15 protein-coding genes are annotated in these 18523 nt (G+C 43.2%); 8 read left to right on the forward strand and 7 right to left on the reverse strand.

Translation table 11 applies throughout. The features are described from left to right. Window positions 1-36 precede the first annotated feature (36 nt). On the reverse strand, window positions 37-1419 hold the full coding sequence (locus tag BM736_RS06515; RefSeq protein ID WP_076410126.1) for a MipA/OmpV family protein: 1383 nt from the start codon (window positions 1417-1419) through the stop codon (window positions 37-39). A 360-nt stretch (window positions 1420-1779) separates the two neighbouring features. Here BM736_RS06515 and BM736_RS06520 point away from each other — a divergent pair, with 360 nt between their 5' ends. From BM736_RS06520 to BM736_RS06545, 6 genes are all read left to right on the forward strand, one after another. Then, complete coding sequence (locus BM736_RS06520) at window positions 1780-3582, forward strand: assimilatory sulfite reductase (NADPH) flavoprotein subunit (protein WP_076410128.1); 1803 nt, start codon at window positions 1780-1782, stop codon at window positions 3580-3582. A gap of 115 nt (window positions 3583-3697) precedes the next feature. Further along, window positions 3698-5410, forward strand: a complete 1713-nt coding sequence (gene cysI / locus BM736_RS06525; RefSeq protein WP_256717746.1) for an assimilatory sulfite reductase (NADPH) hemoprotein subunit — start codon at window positions 3698-3700, stop codon at window positions 5408-5410. After that, window positions 5388-6155, forward strand: coding sequence for a phosphoadenylyl-sulfate reductase (locus BM736_RS06530; RefSeq protein WP_076410132.1), 768 nt, complete (start codon window positions 5388-5390; stop codon window positions 6153-6155). The genes cysI and BM736_RS06530 overlap by 23 nt, the downstream gene beginning before the upstream one ends. Before the next feature lie 690 nt (window positions 6156-6845). After that, window positions 6846-8588 (forward strand): hypothetical protein, encoded by a 1743-nt coding sequence (locus tag BM736_RS06535; RefSeq protein WP_076410134.1) that lies wholly within the window; start codon window positions 6846-6848, stop codon window positions 8586-8588. A gap of 86 nt (window positions 8589-8674) precedes the next feature. Then, on the forward strand, window positions 8675-9088 hold the full coding sequence (locus BM736_RS06540) for a DUF3010 family protein (protein ID WP_076410135.1): 414 nt from the start codon (window positions 8675-8677) through the stop codon (window positions 9086-9088). Between the two features lie 126 nt (window positions 9089-9214). Then, the gene (locus BM736_RS06545) at window positions 9215-10069 is read left to right on the forward strand and encodes a PA4780 family RIO1-like protein kinase (RefSeq protein ID WP_076410137.1); all 855 of its coding nucleotides are present in this window, start codon (window positions 9215-9217) and stop codon (window positions 10067-10069) included. Window positions 10070-10135: 66 nt separating this feature from the next. On the opposite strand, the gene BM736_RS06550 is transcribed toward BM736_RS06545, so the two are convergent. From BM736_RS06550 to BM736_RS06570, 4 genes are all read right to left on the reverse strand, one after another. Beyond that, the gene (locus BM736_RS06550; protein WP_076410139.1) at window positions 10136-10666 is read right to left on the reverse strand and encodes a redoxin domain-containing protein; all 531 of its coding nucleotides are present in this window, start codon (window positions 10664-10666) and stop codon (window positions 10136-10138) included. Window positions 10667-10701: 35 nt separating this feature from the next. Beyond that, window positions 10702-11094, reverse strand: a complete 393-nt coding sequence (locus BM736_RS06555) for a hypothetical protein (protein ID WP_076410141.1) — start codon at window positions 11092-11094, stop codon at window positions 10702-10704. Window positions 11095-11191: 97 nt separating this feature from the next. Further along, the gene (locus tag BM736_RS06560) at window positions 11192-11542 is read right to left on the reverse strand and encodes a hypothetical protein (protein WP_076410143.1); all 351 of its coding nucleotides are present in this window, start codon (window positions 11540-11542) and stop codon (window positions 11192-11194) included. Between the two features lie 438 nt (window positions 11543-11980). Next, complete coding sequence (locus BM736_RS06570; protein WP_076410145.1) at window positions 11981-13507, reverse strand: S41 family peptidase; 1527 nt, start codon at window positions 13505-13507, stop codon at window positions 11981-11983. Between the two features lie 330 nt (window positions 13508-13837). Between BM736_RS06570 and cobA the strand changes: the two genes are divergently transcribed. Next, a complete protein-coding gene (gene cobA / locus BM736_RS06575) occupies window positions 13838-14653 on the forward strand; it encodes a uroporphyrinogen-III C-methyltransferase (RefSeq protein WP_076410147.1) in 816 nt (271 codons plus the stop codon). Window positions 14654-14662: 9 nt separating this feature from the next. Here cobA and BM736_RS06580 read toward each other — a convergent pair whose 3' ends face one another. Both BM736_RS06580 and BM736_RS06585 read right to left on the reverse strand, forming a co-directional pair. Next, a complete protein-coding gene (locus BM736_RS06580; RefSeq protein WP_076410149.1) occupies window positions 14663-15496 on the reverse strand; it encodes a TIGR03899 family protein in 834 nt (277 codons plus the stop codon). 66 nt (window positions 15497-15562) lie between these two features. Next, window positions 15563-16747: an MFS transporter gene (locus BM736_RS06585; protein ID WP_076410151.1), complete on the reverse strand. Its 1185-nt coding sequence runs from the start codon at window positions 16745-16747 to the stop codon at window positions 15563-15565. A gap of 331 nt (window positions 16748-17078) precedes the next feature. On the opposite strand from BM736_RS06585, the gene BM736_RS06590 reads away from it, so the two are divergent. Further along, window positions 17079-18464 carry a hypothetical protein gene (locus BM736_RS06590; RefSeq protein WP_076410153.1) on the forward strand — a complete coding sequence of 462 codons (1386 nt, stop codon included), beginning with the start codon at window positions 17079-17081 and terminating at the stop codon, window positions 18462-18464. The last annotated feature ends 59 nt before the right edge of the window (window positions 18465-18523 follow it).

Below are 18523 nucleotides of genomic sequence, written 5' to 3' on the forward strand. Positions count from 1 at the left end.
AAAAAGGCTGCTGATGCAGCCTTTTAGTTGGTCGGGTTAGAAATGCCACTGTAGGTAGAGAGTCTGATAATTACTTCCGCCACCAATTCGGCCAAAGGCTGAACTCTTCTCATAGATCCCCGATCTATGGTGAATGCTATAACCCATCCACATCTTGTCCATACTGCTGCTATTAAATAGATCACCCATATTTACATCTAGAGAAAAATCTAAATAATTTAAAAGTTTAGAAGGCTTGTAGCCCTTTTCATCCAGTTCGCTTCCCTCGATATGAGTAACATTCGATACATAAGATAAACCTTCGGCTATCCCTAATCGCCACCTTGGGCCAAATTCAAAGGTATAGAAGGCTTTTATCGCTATGACGCCTTCAGCTAAGTTACTCTGCACGTCTGACTCATGGTGCCACACTGCCCCTGGGGTAAAATAAAGCTCTATGGGGAAGTTAAATAGGCTTTCTGTAAGTCGCGTTCCGTAAAAAATAGAGGTCAACTGATTGTTGTAGGGATCGGTGCGAGTTTCCCAAGACAATATCTCATTCAGGTTTGAGGGCGTTGCCCAGCCGTGTGCGATACGAAGAAATTCGTCATCACTGTTAGATGATTTAACAGGCTTTGCTTTAGTCGCTTTGCTTTTTCCACTTTGGTTGCTGAAGTCAGGAAAAAAACCAAAACCTATAAAGGACTCATACTGATATTGAGTGTCCATGCTCGGAAGGCTGGCGGTATCATCATCAATACGACCTACGCCAAACTTACCTAGTAGATATAAGTTACTGTGTACATGATAACGGGCATTGATCCCTGCGTTGAACTCTATACCACCGCTGGTCTCATACTGCTCTAAGCCATAATAGTAATGGTTGAAATCAGCACTTTTCCAATTGAACTCTGCATAAGGGTTGAGGTACCAGTCGCCATATTCCCAGTGGTATTGTGTTCTTGCGTAACCATAACTGCGCTTGTTGGAGTCGGACATGAAGGCGACATCGGATTCCCATGCGTCATGAAGAAAGCGGTATTGCAGGCCAAAGTCGAAGGCTTGCGATTGTGACTCATTTTGCAGCTCGGTGGGGATATCGACAAACCTAAAGCGCGTATAGAGGTTGACTTGATGCTCATCATTTTTCCAAATATGAGCTCCAGCTTCCATGCCATCAATAAAGAAGTAATCATTTCGATACTTAATTATCGGGAGGACGTCATAAACTTCATCCTCTTCTGTCGCATAGGGGATATCACCCCTTCTTACGCCAATGCCTAAACCCCAATCCTCAGATTGATATCGAGTGGCATATATTTTCTGAGGAGTAACATCTGCTTCTGCACTATCTGAATCAGTGTGCTCAGAGGCAAATATGGGGCCAGCTAACAGCGCTAGGGCTATTGCCGGAATAATATGGCTAACATGATTTTTCATAGGGTATTTTTTAGGATGCTAATGAGGCTAGTATAAAATGAAAATAGAAAGTTAAAAGATTTATTATCTCTTAACTTGCCTGTATGGCGGCTGAATGTGTCTGCTGTTTTCATTATGTTTTATCAAGATGCTTATATTTGTAGCTTCTATAAGTTTTCATTTTTCATTGAGCAGATAATTTAGCTGCTTATGGTGAATAATTAGATGGAATATGCTGTTTACTGGTCTCCACTCTCTGCCTTGATTGAAAATTACACTTTCTTTATTCCAAAAAAGAATTAAAAATCAGATTTTATTCTTTTTTGCTTTTCTTAATAGCGGCTAAGCTAACTGACATTACACTGATATAGGGCCGTACCCATGTTGTTAAAAGAGCTTTCATCACTCGCTTCGCCATTGTCTGAAGGGCAGGTGGATAAGTTAAAGCAGCTCACCGCTGAGCTGAGCGCCGTGCAACTTGCATGGGTAAGCGGATATCTTTCTGCTACTGCCGAGCAAGGAACCAATCTTGTTGGTGGTGATGCCACTGTACAGAGTGCTCCTGCACAAACCATCACTATTCTTTATGGTAGCCAGACTGGAAATGGCCGTGGAGTTGCAAGTGATTTAGCCGCTAAAGCTCAGGCTCAAGGTTACGCTGTTAACCTTACCTCTATGGGAGACTATAAGGTTCGTCAATTGAAGCAAGAGACTATCTTACTTGCTGTAGTTAGTACCCATGGCGAAGGTGAAGCCCCTGACGATGCCATTGAGTTGCATAAATTTTTGGCCTCAAAACGTGCCCCTAAACTCGATAACTTGAATTATTCGGTATTAGCGCTTGGTGATACCAGTTATGAATTCTTCTGTCAGACAGGTAAAGACTTTGATGAGCGACTTGCAGCACTAGGTGCTAAGTCTATGCAGCCTATTGCGCTATGTGATGTCGATTATGAATCTGCAGCTGAGCAGTGGCAGGAGAGCGTTCTTGAAGCCGTTAAGCCGCTTATTGAAACCTCTGGAGCCAGTGTTGTTTCACTCTCTGGTGCTGGATTACCGGGGGCTGATGCAAATGCATTTACTAAACAGAAGCCTTATACCGCCGAGTTACTTGTCAGTCAGAAACTAACGGGCCGAGATTCAGACCGTGATGTTCGCCACGTAGAGATAGATCTTGGTGAGTCAGGTATGACTTATCAAGCCGGTGATGCGCTAGGTGTGTGGTTCACTAATGCAGACTCACTTGTGGAAGAGTTATTGACCAAACTGTCACTTAACGGTGATGAAGCTGTGACTGTTGGTAAAGATGCACTCTCTTTGAAGCAGGCTTTGATTGAGAAGAAAGAGCTTACTCAACTTTATCCAGGCTTAGTGAAAGATTGGGCCACGTTAAGTGGTAACAGTGAGTTGTTAACGATTGCCGAAGATAAAGAGTTGACTCGTCAATTTGTTTTAAATAATCAGTTGGCAGATCTAGTTTCAAACTACAGCGCTGAAGTCACGGCGCTACAGCTGCTATCTATGTTGCGCCCGATCACTCCTCGCCTATATTCAATTGCTTCAAGCCAGTCTGAAGTTGAATCTGAAGTGCATTTAACTGTGGCTTTGGTTGAAGATGACCGAGACGGTACAGCTCGATTTGGTGGTGCTTCACAGTTCTTAGCTCAAGCGGATGAAGGTGCTGAAGTCAAAGTTTATGTTGAACCAAATAACCACTTTAGATTACCTCAGAATCCTGAAACGCCAGTGATTATGGTTGGTCCTGGTACTGGTATCGCACCATTTAGAGCCTTTATGCAGGAGCGTGCGGCGCAAGGTATTGAAGGCAATAGCTGGTTAATCTTCGGAAACCCTCATTTTGAGCAGGATTTCCTCTACCAAACTGAGTGGCAGCAATATCTGAAAGATGGCTCGCTGTCTCGTATCGACTTAGCCTTCTCAAGAGATCAAGAGCATAAGGTTTATGTGCAACACAGGATTGCAGAGCAAGGTGAGGCGCTATGGAATTGGCTTGAATCTGGTGCACATTTCTATATCTGTGGTGATGCTGAGCGTATGGCGAAAGATGTGCATCAAGCCTTACTGGATGTCGCGGTTAAGTTTGGCGGCAAGTCAGTAGAAGAGGCTGAAGCTTATTTTGAAAACCTTCGTAGCGAGAAGCGCTACCAGAAAGATGTTTATTGATATTCAGAAACCTTGTCGGGTCTCAATCCCGTTAAAAAGATCTTCTGTTTAAACCCAATATAAGATGCGATGCCAATATGAGCGTCGCACAAAAGAGATGAGTGAGGCGGTGGCCATGAGTGAAGAAAAATTATCAGTTAATGAATATCTGAAAACAGACAGTAACTTTCTAAGAGGAACAATTGAAGAGGGTTTAGATACCGCTGTTACTGGTTCATTTAGTGAAGGCGATCAGCAGTTAATTAAGTTTCACGGCTTTTATCAGCAAGATGATCGTGACTTGAGAAATGAGCGAAAAGAGCAGAAGTTAGAGCCACTTTATAGCTTTATGTTACGTGCGCGTGTTGCTGGTGGTGTATGTACGCCTGAGCAGTGGTTAGGTGTTGACGAGATCTCATCAACCCTGACGAGCTCAAACAGTATTCGTTTAACCACACGTCAAACATTTCAGTATCACGGTATCTCTAAGCGTAACTTAAGGACGCTTATTCAGAGCCTAGATCAAAAGGCGCTAGATTCAATTGCCGCTTGTGGTGACGTTAACCGAAATGTGATGTGTAACCCTAACCCGGTTGAGTCTAAATTACATGAGCAGGCATATTACTGGGCTAAACAACTCTCAGATCAATACTTGCCACGCACTAAAGCGTATGCCGAGATCTGGTTAGGTGATGACAAGGTCGTTACCAGCGAAGGTGATGAAGTTGAGCCTGTATACGGTAAAACTTATCTACCACGTAAATTTAAGATGGCGGTAGCGGTTCCACCTGATAATGATGTGGATGTTTATACCAATGATCTAGGTTTTGTTGCAGTAGCTGAAGCGGGAGAACTTGTAGGCTTTAACTTAGTCGCTGGTGGCGGTATGGGCTCGACCCATGGTGAAGTAGAAACATTCCCTCGCCTTGCCGATGATTTTGGTTTTATCAAGGCTGAAGACACGCTTAAGTTTGCCGAAGCCGTACTTAAAGTACAGCGTGATTGGGGTAACCGTTCAAACCGTAAACTGTCACGTCTTAAGTACACCATAGTTAAGCATGGTTATGAGGCATTTAAAGCGGAAGTTGAAAAGCGTGCCGGTGTTAAATTTGAGCCTAAGCGTGATGTAGTGATTGGCGATCGCGGCGATCGTTATGGCTGGATTAAAGGGGTTGATAATCAGTGGCACCTAACACTGTTTATTGAAGGCGGTCGAATTAAAGACCTGCCTGGACAGCCGCTACAAACAGGATTAAGGGAGATTGCCAAGATACATAAAGGTGATTTCCGCATGACTTCTAACCAGAACTTCATTATTGCCAGTGTTGCTGAAGAAGATAAGCAAACCATTGAAGATCTAGCCAGAAGCCACGGCTTAATGGGGAAAGTGATCACTGAAACTCGAGGTCGCTCTATCGCCTGTGTAGCTCTGCCTACTTGTGCATTGGCTATGGCCGAGGCTGAGCGATATTTCCCAGATTTCCTCACTAAGGTGGAGTCTTTGCAGGAGAAGCATGGCTTCTTAGATCAAGGCATAGTTATCCGTATGACAGGTTGTCCTAACGGTTGCGCTAGACCTTTTGCGGCAGAGATTGGCTTAGTTGGTAAGGCGCCTGGTCGTTATAACCTCTATTTAGGCGCGAGCTTTGAAGGTACACGCTTGAATAAGCTCTACCGCGAGAATATTCAAGAAGCTGAGATTCTCTCTGAGCTAGATAGCTTGTTTGCTCGATATGTCAGTGAGCGAGAAGAGGGTGAAACCTTCGGTAATTTCACAGTGCGTATTGGCGCTGTGACTGCGGTCAACGATGCCGCTAAGGATTTCCATGAACAGAACACAAATGCCTGAATCAGTCGTTACTTCTGATGAGCTGCTGGCGCTATTGAGCGCCCCAGCTGTTGAGCAGAAGGGTGAGCTTGAGCGAATTAATAACTTTTTAGTCGACTTAACGCCAACACAGCGAGTCGCTTGGGCGCTTGAGTACCTTCCGGGGACGCATGCGCTGTCATCAAGCTTTGGTATTCAGGGTGCAGTCATGCTGCACTTGGTTAGCTCTCAGAAAAAGGATATACCGGTAATTTTAACTGATACTGGTTATCTGTTTCCTGAAACTTATCGATTTGTTGATGAGTTGGTAGAGCGTTTATCGTTAAACCTGAAGACATTCGCATCGCCCATGACGCCAGCTTGGCAAGAAGCTCGCTTCGGCTTGTTATGGGAAAAAGGCTTAGACGGTTTAGATCAATACAACCGGATGAACAAGGTAGAGCCCATGCAACGGGCGCTCGATGAGCTCGATATAGGGACTTGGTTTGCAGGTCTTCGTCGTAGCCAGTCGAGTACACGTGAGGCGTTACCAATACTTGCGATACATGGTAGCCGTTATAAAATTTTGCCTATCCTAGATTGGAATAATAAGGATGTGCATGAATACTTAACGGAGCACCAGTTACCTTATCACCCATTGTGGGAGAAAGGTTATGTATCTGTGGGTGATACTCACTCGAGTAAGCCATTGGAGCTAGGTATGAGCGAGGAGGATACACGCTTTAACGGCTTAAAGCGTGAGTGCGGTTTACACTTCGAAATCTAGCTTACTGAATAAATGGCTAAAACTAGGCTAAATCGTGAGCTGGTTTGCATCTATCTCTTAAATTTCCCCTATTTTAGGCTGTCATAGTGTAATCGTGGGGGATTGCTGTTGTGGATAACAAGGTCTCGATCGTCGAGGCCTATCCTACTAATTTTTAGTTGGATTTACTTGTGGCATTAAACTTTGGTTGTAAATTTGACTTTTTTTGTACATTTTTACTCACAAACTTATGCACATTATTTTTATATGGTCTATAGTCTGAGGTTCCCGTAGATGGTTTTAGTATATCGTTCTGTTTAAGGGGAGCTTGTAAGCGTCTATGGATGATTTGCAGCTCAACGTTATGACTTTTAGCCCTTCCTTGAGATTATTATCACCCTTGTGATAAAACTCACTAAAAGTCGGCAGGCGATGTATAGAACCTTGCTCCCCCTTAAGTGAGGTGAGCTGCAGGTTTTGGTTGGCTTGTTAGCGCCTGCTTAATCAAAAGCCGTTACACCTGAATAGCCCGTTGCGGCTATTCAGGTGAAGCCCAGAAGAATCTTTACCTCTCTCTTTATTACTTTCTCTAGTATGACTCTGTTACTCTTAATGCTCATTCAGTGAATTTTAGCAACGGCTGCATGCCTTACTATCTGTTACTATTAGTCTCTTTCTAGGGAATTAACGAAATAAAATGGAGTTTTACTCATGAAGAAAATATTAATCGCTGCAGCAGTTGTTGCCGCTGGAGCTGGCGGGTATTGGGCGAGTCAGCAGCCAAGTTCCGATACTGGGCAGTCGAATGAAGTGCTTGCCTCTGTGCCTGCTGATACACCGATATTTTCAGGTCAGCTAAAGCCGTTCCCTATTAAGTCTTACATCAACTCACTCTCCCAGAGCTATAAAAGCTATCCAGATGAGCTTTTTGGTGAGTTTGAACAATCCAATGATGCGAGAGCAAAGTTCTTTGCGAGTTTAAGCCAGATCTATATAGACAGCTTAGACAGTGGCCAGAAGTTCGTTACAACCTATGGATTAGCAGATGATATTCGCAGCTATTTTTATACATTAGGCTTGTTACCTGTAATTAAAGTTGAGGTGGCTAAGCCTGAGGCCATTTGGGGGCTACTCGATAAAGCAGAAACTGACAGTGGCTTTAGTCATCAACTTAAGCGCATACAGGGAATAGAGTACCGAGCTTATACGTTAACTGATGCAGGAGAAGCTGACACCATCGAGTTACTGTTTTCACAACAAGATGGCTTGCTGACAGTCACTTTTGATGCTCCGCAACTGGTTGAGGGCACGCTCGAAACCGCTTTAGGATTAAAGCCTGCGAGCCCATCATTGGCCGATACCCATGTATTGAATGATATTATTAAAATCCATGGCTTTAGTGATGAAGCCGTTGGCTTTTTGAATCATCAGGTACTGGTAGAAGCTATGACGACAACTGATGGTAATCAGTTGGCAAGACAGGTGACAGCGCTTGCAGCTCAAGAGGGCGAAGACCCGTTACTGGAGTTTAGGACTGAACAGTGCCATAACGAGTTCTCTGCCGTTGCTGCAAATTGGCCCCGTACGGTTTTTGGCTTGAATAAAGTTTCAATCGGCGATGAGCAAAGTAGCTTAGCGCTTTCTACTGTGATTGAAAGTAAGAACCAGGTTTTGCTCAATGCGCTTATGAAGATGAGAGGCTTTATTCCTGATTATGTTAAAAATAGTCAGGATAACGTTTTCTCCATGGCGTTAGGTATTGAGTTAAATCAACTTGTTCCTTCACTTACCGCCGTTTGGGATGAGATGTTGCAACCACAATATCAATGTGAAGTATTGCAAGAGTTCCAACGTGAAATGTCGACTCAAAGTCCGGCAATGTTAGGGATGTTTACCGGTATGGCGAATGGGGTCAGAGGTGTAGGTGCCGCGCTCATTGATTATAAATTTGCCGAGTCAGCAGATCCTCAAGGAGAACCCGCTCTTGAGAGTGTTGATGCGCTAATCAGCCTATCTGCAGACAACCCAAGCATGTTATTTAATATGGTCAAACCTTTTGCGCCTGAGCTTGCCAATATACAGCTCTCGCAAGATGGCTCTGTAACCGACCTCTCCTTTATGTTACCCCTACCTCCAGAGTACGGTATATCACCGAAGCTAGCGGTAAAGGGTCAACATCTAGTGCTATTTACCGGAGATAAAGCTGAGGCCGCTGCTAATGCTTTGGCCGATGAGCAGTTAGTCAATAACGGCTTGTATAGCGTGTATCTCGATTACAGCAAAGTGTTTGCTCCTATCTTAAGCCTTGCAGAGATGACTGGAGAGCCGCTTCCAGAAGAGTTTTCCATGATGAAAGATTATAATATGCAGGTTCAAATGGGCTTAGATATCAATGATAAAGGTATCGTTTTTGACTCGTATATGAATAATCAAGCTACACCAAATGGTGAATAAGTTGAGTTAATGCCTATAAGAGCCAGCATTGCTGGCTCTTTTTATGTATGTTGAATATAAATTCGAGTTAAGCGTGGAGGTTGTTGGTGGTTATTGCTGGATTTTTTTTAAAGGCGAATGAAGTCAGAGTTGTGAGTTTAGATGGAAGTCGGGAAAGTCATCAGCTTGTGGTATCTAAATTGAACAAGCTGACGATAAATAAAAATCCTACCCAAGAAGAGGTGTGTGTATTCATTGAGCAGATTCAACAATATTGCACTTCACATAATATTGAAAAGCTAGTGCTTAACCGTCGAGCGAGTAAAGGTCAGGGGGCTGGTGGAGCTGGAACCTTTTTGATGGAGGGGGTTATCTTAGCTTGCGCGAAAGTGAGTGTGGAGCTGATTCATCCTGCAACGCTCAGAGCCACAGATAAGCGTTATAGTGATTTTAAAGCTTTAAAACCTAAAACAGTCGATCTTGGTAAAGCATATGATCTTGCGTTTGAACTATTGAGTTAGATGCTTAAAATGATGGACATATTTCCAATATTCTTGAAGGCGTAGTAGTAGGTTGACCTTGGATGCTTGAAACCAATTTTGCCTATTTCTGTTTCCTCAATCCCTTAAGTAAGGTATAAGGGCGCTATGAAAATCCCAAAACGAATCCAGCCTCTCGTTGATGAAGGCTTAGTAGATGAAGTCATTCGTCCCTTGATGAGTGGCAAAGAGGCCGAAGTATATGTTGTCCGTTGTGGCAGTGATATTCGTTGCGCCAAAATTTATAAAGAAGCTGAAAAACGTAGTTTTAAGCAAGCTGTACAGTACCGAGAAGGCAGAAAGAGTCGTAATAGTCGACGCGCCAGAGCGATGGAGAAAGGCTCTAAATTTGGTCGCAACGAACAGGAACAAGCTTGGCAAAATGCTGAAGTCGATGCCCTGTTTCGTCTCGCCTATGCTGGTGTGCGTGTACCTCAACCCTATGGCTGCTTTGATGGTGTACTCTTGATGGAGCTCATCACTGATGATCATGGGTTCGTTGCCCCAAGATTAAATGATGTGACTTTGACTGAAGAGCAAGCTTTAGTAGACCATCAGTCAGTGATTAAAGATGTGCAGCGAATGCTTTGTGCAGGGCTCGTGCATGGTGACCTATCCGAGTTTAATGTGCTGTTAGACAGCAAGGGGCCGGTAATTATTGATTTGCCACAAGCGGTAGATGCAGCAGCAAATAATAACGCCAAGCGTATGCTAGAGCGTGATGTTAATAATATGACCAGTTACTATGGTCAATATGCGCCTGAATTACTTAACAGTAAATATGCAAAAGAGATGTGGGCGCTATTTGAGTCAGGTAAGTTAAGCCCTGACTCTGAGCTAACAGGGCAATTCAAAGAGAGCCAAAAGGCTGCCGATGTTGACTCTGTCCTCGCTGAAATTGAAGCGGCTTTTGATGAAGAGCAGGAAAGAAAAGAACGCATACGCGAAGCTGCGGAAGGTTAAAAAGAAGGTTCTAGTTCCTGGGAGCTAGAACCTACAATTTAGCATTTAATGCCTTGCAACTAGCACCTATAGCTTAGTGACTTTTTCAATCCCTAGCAGCTTCAAGTTTTCGGCGATATCTTCTGCGGCAGTTTCTGCATTGATGTCCTCATCTATCTTTATAATTGTGCCATCTTTGCCAATATAGAAAGTCACTCTGCTGGCGACACGGACGAAGTTAAGTACATCGTAAGCTTTGGCCGTTTCTTTACTTGGGTCACTCAGCATGGGAAAGTCGGCTTTCTGCTTTTTAGCAAAGTCTTGATTATCTTCCAGATCATCGACACTCGCCATCATATATACAGCTTGGTATTCCCGGATTAAATGCCCTTTTTGAACGAGTGAGCGACATTCAAGTGTGCAACCATGGGTGTTTGCCATAGGATACCAAGCGAGGACTAAGGTCTGCTTTCCTAAGTAATCACTGAGCTGGTAGAAGTTACCGTCAGTAGATTGAAGCCTAAAGTCTGGTGCTTTATCTCCAACTTTCAGATCAGTTGCTAAGCAGGAAGAGCTAACAAGTAAAGCAAGTGCAAGGGTTATGAGTTGTTTTAGCATTTTGAATACCTAGTAATGTAAATTGTTAGGGCCAGTTAAGTCATCGATTTGCCATAGTTAAATGACGCTGTAAGTTTGACTCTCTCACTTCCTGCAACGAGCACTGACAGCTGCTCACCAGCGGTTAAATTCAGGACTTGTTGCATCGGCTGAGCTATCTCTGAGTTTGTGTGGGAAATTGAAACGTTATAGGTGAATTTTACGACCTCAGAGGAGATGAGTTCTGCAATAAAGCATACAGAAACACGATCGTTATTTAGTAAACACTCAAATCCTGCTCTACCACAGCGGGTATCATCAATCATAGTCGCATTATCAAGTTCAATGCAGGTTCGAACTGTTAATTCAGGTTTAGTTGCGAGTTCAACTCTGGCGGCTTTCTCTCTGTATTGAGCATTTAGGTAAAATCCACCTATGGGGCTACTCATCAATTTCTTCCTTGAGAACAGACTGCTTCCCTTGAGAAAACTTCTTTCTTGGAGGGATAGTTATGTTCAATAGTCATAAATAAACGTAGTTATTACCTTACTGGGTATTTTTTCTATTTTCTACTTCGATGAGTAAGTTAGCATAATTGACCCAGTCTATGATGAGTGCCCTGATTAGCATTTGGGTGCCAGCATCTGTTTGTGGAAGCTCAGATTTGGACTTGAGTGCTTCAACGACGCTTCTTACTTCAATTGCCGCTAAGATGACTTTAAAGTTATCTTTTGGGCTAGGTGTATTATCTTGTTGTGGATTGAGCGGGTTACTCATCTGATTTTGCACGTTTAGTGCAAGTTTTGGGTTTATTGACCGTAATATAGCCACAGTCATTCTTAGCGCCCCACGATTGAAGGTATCTGCTGTTATGGTTATTTTCTCTTTAGCTACCATGCACTTTCCTTTCATACTTACGGTAAGCAAATACCAATAAGCCGAGTTTATACTTTCCCCTAACTTGACCTATTACCTTGATGCCACATTGGGGGATTTTTCAAAAGTGACCTTAGCTTTAGAGTTTAACACCTCTACTTGTGATGCAATACCAATCAGTATAAAGAGGTGACCGCTCAGCGAGAGTATAGCGCTTTAGAGGCAAGGTCATTAATTGCTCCTGCATTAATGACATTCAGAACATCCATGTTCTTTGCAACGAGTGAAGCGCATAGTTATTCTACGCTCTAGCTCGTTAACGCAGCATATGAAGCGCTAAAGCTCGCCTTTCAGGAGTATTTTTGGCTGCCTACTTCTTCGTTGAATAACTTCACAAGGGAATAACCATTCCATCAGCTATTCGCCTTAAATTAGTTGCCAAAAAACACTCTGAGTAGCTCACTTTCTTATACTGATTGGTATTACTAGCTCCCTTGCGTTCACCTTTTTATTCCTAGCTGTTTCAGCGTACAAGTTGGGTTGTCTAAACTCAGTGGTTATTAAGCTTATTAACCCCTGTAATTCCAGCTCTTCATTGATAGGCAGTGGTATATCGGGAGTAATTCCTACGCTAGAAAGCAGCTGCCCCTGCATGTCATAGGTGAGGCTTGCGGTTAATTGCACGCTAATACCACTATTGGGCAAAGTAAAACCATAATGCCTGCCGATGTCTCCAGTTGTTTTCTCGCCAATTAAAGTGACTCTAGATAGGGATTTTGCATAGTAAGCAAGCCATTCACACTCTCTGCGGCACTGTGGGCCAATGATGACTCCGAGCAGGTTGTTATTCTCTGTCTCTGCTTGTTTCGATCCCTGAGCGATAGGTGTTCTTCTTCCATACCAGAGGCCAAACGGTTTTTCTTTGGCGTCCGGAATCGACTGACTTGTTTGTGCAAACTCGACTTGTTCGAAAAAGTTAAACTCGCTATAGGGGATAAAGCCAAGAGGCCGTAAAAAGTCTGACTTAAAATGAGGCGAACGCCGGTATTGCCCTAGAGCGATTAAATGACTAGCTGCATGGTTATTTGGTTCTGGATCTGCGTAGTTACGTGCAATAAATTGGAATAGCTGATCACTGCGCTCTGCTGCGTGGCTGATATCTATGATGGTTACAGCTTGCTTGATGCCAGTCTCTAACTCAGCTTTAAGTGCTTTATTATTGTCATAGTGAGATAAATTGGTTATTTCAATATATTGAGATGATTGACCAGTATTTACTGCATGTTTACTTATCTCTTTATCAAAAACAGAGGTTTGATAAGCTGCGCGGCTTTCAATTAAAGGTAATGGTAACTGCACACTCGAGTCCATATTATCACTGAGAGAAAGGATCACCTCATTTTGGTTAGCCATACCCATGCTGCGTCTTAGTAAGGCGATTTGAGAAAGCCAGTGAACCCGCTCGCTTATGCTGTGTTTCAGTGGTGCAGAGATAAATGATTGACTAAGCAGCTCCCATCGAGTTAAAGGAATCCCATCAATATGTGTGATAAAAGGGTGTTCTGGGTCAATTGGAACTCCTTCTTTATCTAAGGCAAGCCAAGTATCGGACAGAGGTCTTAGCGTGAAAGGCAGCACAGGGAGAGGTTTCGTCGGCGAGGTTATCGAAAGTCCTGGGTCATCAAGTGTGACTAGAAGCTGAATTATTTCAGCGTAAAAATCCTGTGTATCTATGGGGCCATCTACACGGTAGAGAAATGGCTCGAGCTTATTTTCGATAATGTTAACTCTATGCTCGTCTAGTGCTGCAAAGGCTGAATGTAACTTAACCTCTTTGAGCAGAACATAAAGGTCTTGGTTCATCTCTCTGGCGGACAATTGGGTTTTATATTCGTGCGAAAACAGGGTCAAGCGTGCTAATTGTAGAATACATATTAGCAGGCAAACCCCGAATAAATTAACGATCTGCGGAAACCCAAATCTCATATCACTCCTTGATATGCTGATGACTCCAACCTTGGCATTAGTGACCGTTACATAGGATGAATACTTTTGCCAGTAAAAGTTTGAGTCTAAGTATCACAATTGTAGGAAGTATTCGAATTATAGTTTACTTTGGTTGAACTAGCCTGAGCGCCATACTCTTTAAGGTTTTAATGCTTTACCTAAAAAAAAGATCATGACTAATTGACCTAGAGTGAAAATCAAACATAGCTCTTAATAACTAAATTGAATAACTACTAATAAATAACTATTTATTAAGTTATAAGTAGGCGGTTATATTTACACTATTAAAATCGTGTGTGGGGCATAGAGATGGATATAGTCACTTTACCAGGCCAAAGAGTCGGTGGAAAAGTTTGGTTAGTTGGTGCGGGGCCAGGAGATGTTGAGCTATTAACACTTAAGGCTTACCGGATCTTACAAACTGCCGATGTGGTTCTATATGATGCATTAGTCAGTGACGATATTATGGCTCTGGTTCCACAAGATGCTGAAAAGATAGCTGTGGGTAAACGGGCTGGAAAGCATAGTGCTGCACAAGGTGAAATTAATCAGCTGTTAGTCACCAAAGCCTATACCAAGCAAAATGTTGTCCGTTTAAAAGGCGGCGATCCGTTTATTTTTGGACGTGGTGGTGAGGAGCTACAGACGTTAGTTGAGGCTGGATTAGCGTTCGAGGTTGTTCCTGGGATCACAGCTGCAAGTGGTACTTCAGCCTATGCAGGCATACCTCTAACCCATAGAGATTATGCTCAGGGTGTGACATTTATAACTGGCCACTGTCAGCTAGATAGTCGTCCTATGGATTGGGATGGTTATGCAAACCCTAACAATACGCTGGTTATCTATATGGGGATTTTAAATTCAGCGCTGATCAAAGAAGGTCTCATTAAGGCTGGTCGCAATAAAAATACGCCAGTGGCGATAGTATCTAAGGCTACAACACAAGATCAAAGGCGCTTTATTGGTACCTTAGGAGAGCTAGACAAATTAGCGAAAAATCCTGAACTTAAGATGCCAGCCTTGATGATAATTGGTGAGGTTGTGGAATTAGCTGACAGTTTGAACTGGTTCAATCCACAAGAAAGCCAAGATTTACAAGCAAAGCACGCTCTGTCTAATTTATAGTGATTGGTATCACTCTACCTTGAAGTCTTTGGCGAATACTTGTCTCATGGCTGTGCTGTATTCATTATCCGCTTTTGGGTGGATGAGCTGAGTGAGCTCATCGCCAATTGGCGTGAGACGATAGTAGTTAAACAGTAGGTGGCCGCTCTTCGGGGTAAGTTTCATTTGTGTATTCATCAAGGTGAAGTTGATTGGCGTTTTGCTATTTAGCAGGCCTGTCTCGAATTCACCTCTATGTAAAATTCCCGCATCAACTAAAGTCAGAATGTTTGAATAGGGCATGCCGAAATTAGATAAACCGATATTGATAGGCGACGACTTTCTAAATATTTGCCCAATCCCGCCAGTGTAGCGATAGCCTATGATGAGCTTTAAGCGGGTTTCATTGTTAACCTTTACAGCCATCCCGAGTGCCTTCTCAAGTATCTGCGCCTCCTTATGAGTAAGCTGCTTGAGTGTGGTTAACGTTCTCAAACTAAAGTTACCTGGGCTGGTGATCTCATTGGCTAAGATCCTTCCCCACAACTCCTGCATCTTTCGGTTATGGATCTGCTCGGCGATTAAGAAAAACTGATGAGCCCAATCAGGATCAAGGTCGACGCCAGTAACATCAGATGGTGTATGGCTTAAAGCAATCGCATAAATGGTTTCAAGGTTTGTTTGATACTGACTGTGCAGTTTTCGATGCCGATGTTCAGCCCTTTCAGCTACAGAGGCGTTGGTGGGGCGATATCCCTCTTCACTGCTTAACCCTAATTGACGACCGAGCAGCAGTGCTTTTTTACGAGCGGAAACATCAGATTGTGCTGATTTTGCTTCACTGATCTTTGCTATTTCGGCCATATGATTCTCATGGTTGGTGTTTAGGTTAATCGCTAATAGTAACTTATACCAAGCTCTATTACTCTGCTACAACTTCACTTTTTGTTGTGATGGCCAGCCCCAGTTGACTTCATTTCCAGGTTGAGGAGAACTCGGTATATTCCGTGCTAAGAGCAGTGAGCAAGCGGCAAAGCCGGCTCCAATATAGAAAACAGCTTGAGGGGAGTACAGCCAAAGCAGCCCTAATAGCGCAGGGATCACAACTGCCGCAATATGGTTGATGGTAAAGCTGACCGACATGGTTGCGGCAATATCTTTTCCATCTGCTATTTTTTGGAAGTAGGTCTTAATGGCTATGGCCATCGCAAATAACAGGTGGTCGATAACATAGAGAGCGGCAGCCAATTGAGGTTGTTGTACCCAAGCATAGCTGACGAATATAACGATAAGACCTAGGTACTCAATGGTAAGCGCTCTACGCTCGCCTATGCGACCAATAAAACGGCCAATAGCGGGCGCGAAGAGTAAGTTAATGACATAATTGATAAGGAACAGAGCGGTAATTTCACTCACGCTATAGCCAAATTTTTCGACCATCATAAAACCAGCGAATACCATAAAAATCTGTCGTCTTGCGCCTGAAAAGAAGGTGAGCAAGTAAAAAAGCCAATAGCGTTTTCTTAAGATAACTTTTTTATGCTGCGCCTGTGCAACTTCAAACTTAGGGAAGTATAGGCTAATGATGAGTACCAGTATCAAGCCTAAGCAACCTATTAAGGCATACATCCAAATGTAATCGAGTTTTAACCAGCTCATTACTACCCAGATACTGGCATAACCCGACAAGGCCGCAGCAGAACGCCAAGCGAGGGCTTTTCCAAGAAAGGCTGCCGTTTCCTGCTTCTCTACCCATTGTAGGGTGAGGGACTGATTAATGGTTTCAAAATAGTGAAACCCTATCGACATGAGTACGGTAGTGAGGTAAAGCCCCAAAACCTGCGGAAAGAACCCCGTTATAGCCACCCCAACACATAAGACTGCGAGTGAGAGCAAGGCAAAGGATTGCTCTCGAATAAGCAGTAAAACAAAAATAGCGGTGAAAGCCAGAAACCCAGGTACCTCTCTTAGGCTCTGCAAGATACCAATTTCTACACCTGTAAACTGGGCTCTTTCAATAACAAAGTTATTTAGAAGCACCTGCCATACCGAAAAAACTAGCGACATAATAAATGTCATTAATAGGAGTAAGGTTTGTGGGTTTTTATACTTCATCGACTTTCCATAGTGCTGAGGTAAACAATTGGCTGTGGTGGGTAGAGGTTAATCTTGAGTCTACATGAGTTTTTTCGAGATTTGTTAATGTTTATTTTTTACTCCCTGCCGCGATTTTTCTAGCTCAAGGTTAATTTAACAACCGCTAATACCTTTAGGTGTTCTTTATACTTCCCCTTTACAACTTACTCCTCATATTAGTGAATACAAATGTAAGTTTTATGTAAATGATCTTGCAAATTAAAGTGTAAACTTTAATGCAAATCATTTTCATTTGTAGTAATTTGTTCGGAAATTTAGGGGGATGCTGTTAATCAGTGTGGAGAAATTGATGAAAACAAAGTTAAGTTTACTGGCGATATGTATCGCAGGTATAAGTTGTACGAGTGCTTTTGCGGCAAGTGATCCAGCTCAATTAGAACAAGCGATTGCCAAGCAGGAAGCTGAGCTTAATAAGCTTAAAAAAGATTTAGCGGTGCTAGCGGCTCAACAGCAAGAGCAAAAAATTGCTCAAGAAAATCAAGTTGAGGCAGTTGAGACTGCAAAACAGGAAAGCAAACAGAGTAAATTTAGCAAGTTTTCGTTTAAGTCATACGGCAGTATGATTTACACCAGTGATGAGTATTTTGAAAATGTTCAAGATACGACGCCTGAACGCCGCAATCGTTTTGATCTGGAACGTATTGTCACTGAATTCGGTTATCAGTTTACCGATGAGTGGGATATGGAGATTGAGATTGAGTACGAACACGGCGGAACTGGTTCCGCGCTAGAATATGATGGGTTCGATGAGTTCGGTGAATTCGAATCAGAAGTTGAAGCGGGTGGTGAAGTCATTGTCGAGAAGGCTCAAGTTCGCTATCGCCCAAGCGAGGAATTTGGTGTCAAGTTTGGTGGTATTCACCTTCCTGTCGGCCTCTCTAGTATCCTTCATAAACCTAATCAATACCTTACCGTTCAGCGTCACCGTAGTGAGGCCGCTATGATGCCAGCTGTTTGGAATGAACTGGGTGTTGGTCTTTTTGGTGAAGTGGCTAACTTCCATTACCAAGCACAAGTTATCAGTGGCTTAAACTCTGAGTATTTCCGTACTTATGATTGGGTGGCTTCTGGTCATCAAAAGCGTTTCGAGCATGTGAATGCAGACGATCTCGCTTACGCATTGCGCCTAGATTACGGTAGTTTCAAAAAGGGAACTGCTATTGGTATGTCTTACTACTATGGCAATACCACAGGTAACCGTAACAAGAGTAATAAAGTTGAAGGTGACGGTACGGTAAGCATTGCTACTGTTGCAGCAGCCTTTGTAGAGGGACCGTGGACACTACGCGGTCAATACATGTATGGCACGCTCAGTGATGCAGATGCTATTACCCAAGCAAATAAAACCACCCCAGGCCTAAAACCAGGTAACTTCGCCCAGCTTGGCTCTAAGTCAGAAGCCTTTTTTGTTGAGGCGGGTGTCGACTTAGGTCATTTCACACCTGTCCCAGTTACAGTTTTTGCCAATATTGATTACTCAAACCCACTGGCTGAAGTGGAAACGGGTACGGCTACAAAGCGCTACGAAAATACTTGGACAAGCGTTGGTATTAACTATTTTCCAATCCCTGAAATCGTCATAAAAGCAGAAGCCGGTCTTCATCAAGTTGCTGTTGCATCTATCCCAGATACCAACTTCTTCGCTTTAGGTGTGGGTTATCAATTCTCGCTATAACAAACTATTTAATGCTATTTCATCGCTCATTTGAGCGTGGAATGGCAAGTTATTATGAA

It is taken from the genome of Shewanella sp. UCD-KL12 (genome assembly GCF_001957125.1).
Lineage (GTDB): Bacteria > Pseudomonadota > Gammaproteobacteria > Enterobacterales > Shewanellaceae > Shewanella.